Here is a 5209-nt window from a genome sequence, read left to right on the forward strand (position 1 = left end):
CGGTCGGTCGCCGGGGCCATGCGTTGCGCGTGGGCGGTGTTCCACTGCAGCACTCGACGTTCGCCGTGCCGTGCGGCCCACGTCTCCAACTCTGAGCGCCAGCCCCACGGGTCCGCGGCGAGCTCGACGACATCGAACTGGTCGAACAACTCCCGCACCCGTGCATCGACCTCGCCGCGCGGTACCCGCCAACGTGGGTCGCCGGGGTTCTGCCACAGACCAGCCATGAACACATGAGGGCGAGGCCCCAACGTGGCACCAACGAGGGCTGTCGAGTCCCCTGAGGCCGATCCGTCGAACGCTAAGACGATCCGCTGCCGGGGTAGCACCTTGACGTCAGGGGTGGCGAGTTCTTCCCACACGCCCCACGGCAGCCACCGGTCCACCTGACCGACCCACTGACCCAGCCGCAACTGCCGGAACACTTGCTCACGCAACGTCTGCCGGGCAGCCTCCAAGCCATCCTCAGCCAGGAACGGACGCTCACACGACAGAGCAGGGTTAGCGATCAGCCAGGCATCCCGGTCATCGGTGGCGCAGTCCTTCGGCGCCGCGTACTCCTTGAGCGCAAACGCCGGATCGGTCCCAGCACGCCCGTGCGCCACGAGCTTCCACATCACCGAGTCAGTCGACGACGCCGGGGTCGAGATAGCCAGCGTCAGCGACTCGGGACGCTTACCAGTCACCGACGTAACGGCCTCCCACACGTCCTCGGTGACGACGTGGAGCTCATCGACGATCAGCAGCGACGGATCATGCCCGTGCAAGGCGCCAGGATCGGCCGGCAACGGGATCAGCAGAGCATCCGTGTGCGGCACCGCGATCCGATCCGAATAGATCTGCGCACGCTCAGCCAGCTCATCGTTGAGCTCGATCATCCGTTTCGCCAAGCGCAGCGTGATATTGGCCTGCCGTTGATCGGAAGCGACGACCAGCACCTCAGCCGACGGCTGCCCGACGAACAACTCAGCAACCGCCAGCATCGCCGCGAGGCTGGTCTTGCCGTTCGCACGAGGCAGCGACACCAGACCCGTACGCACGCCCGGCGCATACACGGTAGTGATGATGTCGCGCTGAAACGACCGCAGCCGCACCGGTTCCAGAGCACCAACACCCTTCGGAACCATCAAGTACTCCTTGATGAACCGAAGACGACGCTTCGCCGGATCAGTTGGATAGCCCCTGAACTGCAAGGGTTCAGCCGTAACCGTGCCCTTCGCACCCGACTTCATGATGTAATTCCCCGGTGGAATTCTCCCTGACGTACCGCGAGGCCAACCCCGACCCCAAAGCCGAACGTGATAAGCAATTCATCACGAAAACCGACAGGATCAACGGGACGTACAGCATCGGCCCGAGTGGTGCGCTGATCGTTGAGCACGAGACGGATGGCGAGACCGAGGTATGGACGTATGGCCCAGGCTGGTGGGTGTCTGTGGCTCACACTAAGCCCCCGCATCAACCCGCCAAGGTTCGCAAGGCTGTCATCGGATAGTGCGCTCATAGTCCATCACCCGAGCCGATTATCTCACTATTTGGGATTACATTCTGAAAGTTCGCCTCACCCCGAGGGTCGTTTGGGCGCTGACCTGGGGTATCCCCCCTGGGTTCTGTGGGCTTCGCTGCGCCTCGTTTGGCGTTGCATGGTCTGCAGACGACCTCAACGTCCGCGAGGCGGATGCTGAGGCCCTGAGCCTTGCGGTGCCACGCTTCGGGGCTGTGGTCGACGGTGAGGTCGTCGGTGGTGCCGCAGTCGGTGCAGAAGGGCTGCAGGCGTCGGGCACGTTCGGAAAGTCGCCGCCACACACTGTTGTAGCCGCGGCGTGTGCTGCCCGCTCGGCCCGGCGGGTCGTGCTGTGGTGGTCGGCAGTCGTCGCACTGCGGGTTGGTGGCGGGTTCGCCGCAGTCGAGGCATGTGGTCAGCATCATGACGTACTGCTGTCGTCGGTCCGGTTCGATGTTCATGGGTGCTCCTGGTGTCGGGTCATGGCTGCTGCTTCGTCGGCGGCTTCGGTGAGGTAGGTGGCGAGGAGTCTGGCTTCTGCGATTGAGCAGGCCATCTTCATGGAGCCGACGTGGATGGTGACTGGTCGGGTGGTGGCTCCGGTATGGGCGTAGACGCGGGGTGCTGCGGACTGGCCGTAGATCTTCATGTGGCGCTAGTCACCGGCCTCGGTCAGTCGGGCTTGGCGTAGGAACTCTGCTCGGTCCCACACTCGGCCTCGTCGGTCTGCTCGTGCCTTGAGCTTGCTGAGCCAGTCGATGTGTGCCTGGGCTACCTCGTTCTCCAGCGTCTTCCAGGCAGCGAGTTCAGCGGCTATCTCCGCGCTCCAGAACGGATAGCTGGGCAGATTGAGGATGCTGTTGCGCGCAGACCTGTCGAGTAGGTCGCGCTCATCCTGTGGACGCTCGAACCACCAGGCGAACTCGGGATTGTTCTCGTGCATCATCGGGCCTCCTTGGTCGGAGTGATGATCGGGCGTGGTGTGAGGTCATCGGCTCGGTCAACCTGACCGTTGCAGTCGGTGGCGAGTGGGACAACGCTGCCATCGGTGCGCAGGCCCCAAGCCAGCAATGGTTCGGTGATCTCGTCGTCTTGTCCGGCGTTGAAGGTGACTTGCCATCCGGTGCCGGGGATGAGCTGAATGATGCGGTCCTCGGCGTGGAGTTTGCCGACTGCTTCGACTAGGCGACCCTGCTGGTAGTCGATGACCAGTGGGGTGCCGTCGTCGGACCAGGCCACTACGTCGAGGTAGTTGCGGTCGCTGTAGCAGGGAGTGTTATTCGGGATCATTGGATGCCTCTGGAAATAGGGATTGAACGTTGCTGATCGGTTCCGGTTCCCGGTTCCCACCTAGGGGTGGGAACCGGGAACCGCTGTCTTTCCATTGCCTGTAGGGGGCGAGGATGGCGGCCTTGCGAACCTTGAGTCTCTTGGCCGCGTCCTCTGCTGATGACGGAGGCGGATCGAGTTCGCTGAGACGCTGAATGAGTTCCTGACTCGCCGGTGTCCTCTCGCTTCCTCTCGGGGCGCGTAGCTCCCACTCGATGCCCTTGTGTGCATCTGGGCGCATCTTGAATACGGCGGCTATCGGTTCCGCTTTGCCGTCAGCGGGTGGGCAGTGCTTGCGCAACCCGCCAGGTCGGTCTTTCGCTACGGAGATGTAGGCGGTGCATTCGTCTCCTGGCTTGAAGGGGGCGTCTGCTGTTACGCGTAGCTGTGTGCCGCCCAGAACACGCTTCTTTGCTGCGGTGCCGGTCGGTCCTGCCGCCTTCGAGTCGGGGTTCTTCGGCAGGTGATCGATGAGCACGACGCAAGCGCCCGCAGCGAACAGCGGCTTAATCGTGCGCTGGTGCACGTCGGTGAAGTCGTCGGGCGAATTGCTCGACGCTTTGAACATCGCCATGAGCTCTCCGATGCTGTCGATGAGCACGTAGTCGGGCCGCCACTCCGAGCAGTCGGAGACGACATCTAGGACCGAGATCTGTCCGTCTGGTTCGATGTATCGGAAGCGTTTCATGTCTTTGAGCGCTTCGACGGGAGCGCCGAGTGCGATGAGTCGCTGGGCAGTCTCTATGGCTCCGTTGTGGTCGAAGTCGAGAAAGACTGCGCTGCCACCGTCTCGCAAGGTGGAGACGATGCCGCACTGGGCGATCCAGGTTTTGCCAGCCTCGGATTCTCCGAAGAGGGTGTTAGCCTTCTCGCTGTAGAGCAGGGCGACCCCGTCGCTTCGGTGCAATACGTTGGGTGCGACGGGCTCGGGTAGTCCACCTTCGAGTAGGGCTCGAATGTCGACGTACTCTGCGCGAGTCATTCCTTGGTTCCCGGTTCCCACCCCTAGGTGGGAACTGGGAACTGGCAGCCCGTCCTCGTCGTACTCCTGGCCGTAGGGGATGCTCATCGGTGGCGGCTCCCTGGTCCGATGCGGGGCGGTGCCAGCTTGCCGAGGCGTGCGCAGGTCCAGTCGTGGTGACCGTTTGTCTCGGGTTTGTAGCAACCGCAGGATGGGGGCTTTGGCGGCTCCCACCGTCGAGGCGGAAGGCATCGGTGCGCGAGAGGATCTCGAATCCATGCACCACAGCCGCTGCACTGGATTGGCTCGAGTCGGGCCGCGTACCTAGCGCGGCGTCGGTGCGCTGCGATAGAGTCGCGGTAAGTCCACGCCTTGGATGTTTGATCGGTCCCGTTGCCCGCGGGGCCGTTCTCTTTTGGTTGGGTCATCCGCTCACCTCCGTGTGAGGATGTCGATGTATGCGTAGCGGTTCGTCAAGCGGCACCTCCGCGGGAGGTGGTTTGCTCCTGCCGTGCGATCCACTCATCGATGGCAGCGCGGCGGTAAACGATCTTTCGGCGGCCGAGTGTGAACGAGGCTGGGCCGTCGCCGATCGACCGCCACCAGCGCAAGGTGTTCTGCGAGATCCCATACTCGTTCGACACCTGTGCTGTCGTAAGTAGGTCTGTTGACGGGTTCGGCTCCGTCATGTCTGACTCCAATCTGTAGTGCGGCTGTACGCGGAATCAGACTAACACCAATTTGGGCTATCTAGTGACGCCTATGTGGATTATCGTTGGCGTCGTGGGAGACGCAATGGAAGAACCGTCCGTGTCCGAACTGCTCGCGCACAACGTCCGAGCGATGCGAAAACAGCGCGAGTGGTCGCAGGAGCAGCTCGCTGAGCGCATGTCGAAGAATGGGCACCAGTGGCATCAGGCGACGGTCTACAAAGTCGAATCCGGTTCTCGTTCAGTCACTTACGATGAAGCGTATTCACTCTCCGAACTCTTCGGGGTGAGTATGGAGATGCTTGGGTCGTTGGGTGGCGTGGACGTCGCGGTTGTCGGCAAGCGGATGGACGACGTCGTCGATGCACGCTCCAAACTGGCGATTGCGCATAGTCAGTGGCGCTGGAGCAAGTTGCTCTTGAGACGCACTGTCCTCGAGGAAGAGTCCACGAAAGTAGCAGAACGTACCTTTGCGCAGTACGGCGTTGAGTACCTGCCAGGAGTTCTCGACCGGCTTCCGAGTCACATGGTCGCAAGCATTAGGGCGATGCTCAGCCAGACCGCGCAGGATGTCATTGACTCGGAACCTCCATTCTGATGCGCCAGCACCGTAATCGCCGATCGGGCGTCGAGGACAGATGGCGGAAGGCGGACGGCTCTCCGAGCGCAGCCGATGGCAAGGGGAAGCGTTGGCGCGCAAGGTAT

At 62.5% G+C, this 5209-nt stretch carries 8 protein-coding genes; 2 read left to right on the forward strand and 6 right to left on the reverse strand.

The features are described from left to right. A partial coding sequence (locus tag A5777_RS22085) for a terminase large subunit domain-containing protein (protein ID WP_231895168.1) occupies positions 1-1127 on the reverse strand: 1127 nt, incomplete at its 3' end. Between the two features lie 119 nt (positions 1128-1246). Between A5777_RS22085 and A5777_RS22090 the strand changes: the two genes are divergently transcribed. Then, positions 1247-1495, forward strand: coding sequence for a hypothetical protein (locus tag A5777_RS22090; RefSeq protein WP_064864621.1), 249 nt, complete (start codon positions 1247-1249; stop codon positions 1493-1495). Between the two features lie 466 nt (positions 1496-1961). Here the strand turns inward: A5777_RS22090 and A5777_RS22095 are convergent, their stop codons facing one another. From A5777_RS22095 to A5777_RS22115, 5 genes are all read right to left on the reverse strand, one after another. After that, positions 1962-2153, reverse strand: coding sequence for a hypothetical protein (locus A5777_RS22095; protein WP_064864623.1), 192 nt, complete (start codon positions 2151-2153; stop codon positions 1962-1964). 6 nt (positions 2154-2159) lie between these two features. Beyond that, the gene (locus tag A5777_RS22100; RefSeq protein ID WP_064864625.1) at positions 2160-2450 is read right to left on the reverse strand and encodes a hypothetical protein; all 291 of its coding nucleotides are present in this window, start codon (positions 2448-2450) and stop codon (positions 2160-2162) included. Continuing rightward, positions 2447-2794, reverse strand: coding sequence for a hypothetical protein (locus tag A5777_RS22105; RefSeq protein ID WP_156529459.1), 348 nt, complete (start codon positions 2792-2794; stop codon positions 2447-2449). Before A5777_RS22105 ends, A5777_RS22100 begins: the two co-directional genes overlap by 4 nt. Further along, positions 2781-3902, reverse strand: a complete 1122-nt coding sequence (locus A5777_RS22110; protein ID WP_156529460.1) for a recombinase RecA — start codon at positions 3900-3902, stop codon at positions 2781-2783. Before A5777_RS22110 ends, A5777_RS22105 begins: the two co-directional genes overlap by 14 nt. A 365-nt stretch (positions 3903-4267) precedes the next feature. Continuing rightward, entirely contained in the window at positions 4268-4483 is a 216-nt protein-coding gene (locus tag A5777_RS22115; protein WP_064864631.1) for a helix-turn-helix transcriptional regulator, read from the reverse strand. A 121-nt stretch (positions 4484-4604) separates the two neighbouring features. Here A5777_RS22115 and A5777_RS22120 point away from each other — a divergent pair, with 121 nt between their 5' ends. Further along, complete coding sequence (locus A5777_RS22120) at positions 4605-5102, forward strand: helix-turn-helix transcriptional regulator (RefSeq protein ID WP_197502442.1); 498 nt, start codon at positions 4605-4607, stop codon at positions 5100-5102. Positions 5103-5209 lie beyond the last annotated feature (107 nt).

The sequence above is a fragment of the Gordonia sp. 852002-10350_SCH5691597 genome (genome assembly GCF_001665715.1).
Classification (GTDB): Bacteria; Actinomycetota; Actinomycetes; order Mycobacteriales; family Mycobacteriaceae; genus Gordonia; species Gordonia sputi.

Coding starts and splice junctions, on each gene's coding strand:
- A5777_RS22110 (WP_156529460.1), bottom strand. CDS start 3,902: ATGAGCATCCCCTACGGCCAGGAGTACGACGAGGACGGGCTGCCAGTT.
- A5777_RS22105 (WP_156529459.1), bottom strand. CDS start 2,794: ATGATCCCGAATAACACTCCCTGCTACAGCGACCGCAACTACCTCGAC.
- A5777_RS22115 (WP_064864631.1), bottom strand. CDS start 4,483: ATGACGGAGCCGAACCCGTCAACAGACCTACTTACGACAGCACAGGTG.
- A5777_RS22100 (WP_064864625.1), bottom strand. CDS start 2,450: ATGATGCACGAGAACAATCCCGAGTTCGCCTGGTGGTTCGAGCGTCCA.
- A5777_RS22095 (WP_064864623.1), bottom strand. CDS start 2,153: ATGAAGATCTACGGCCAGTCCGCAGCACCCCGCGTCTACGCCCATACC.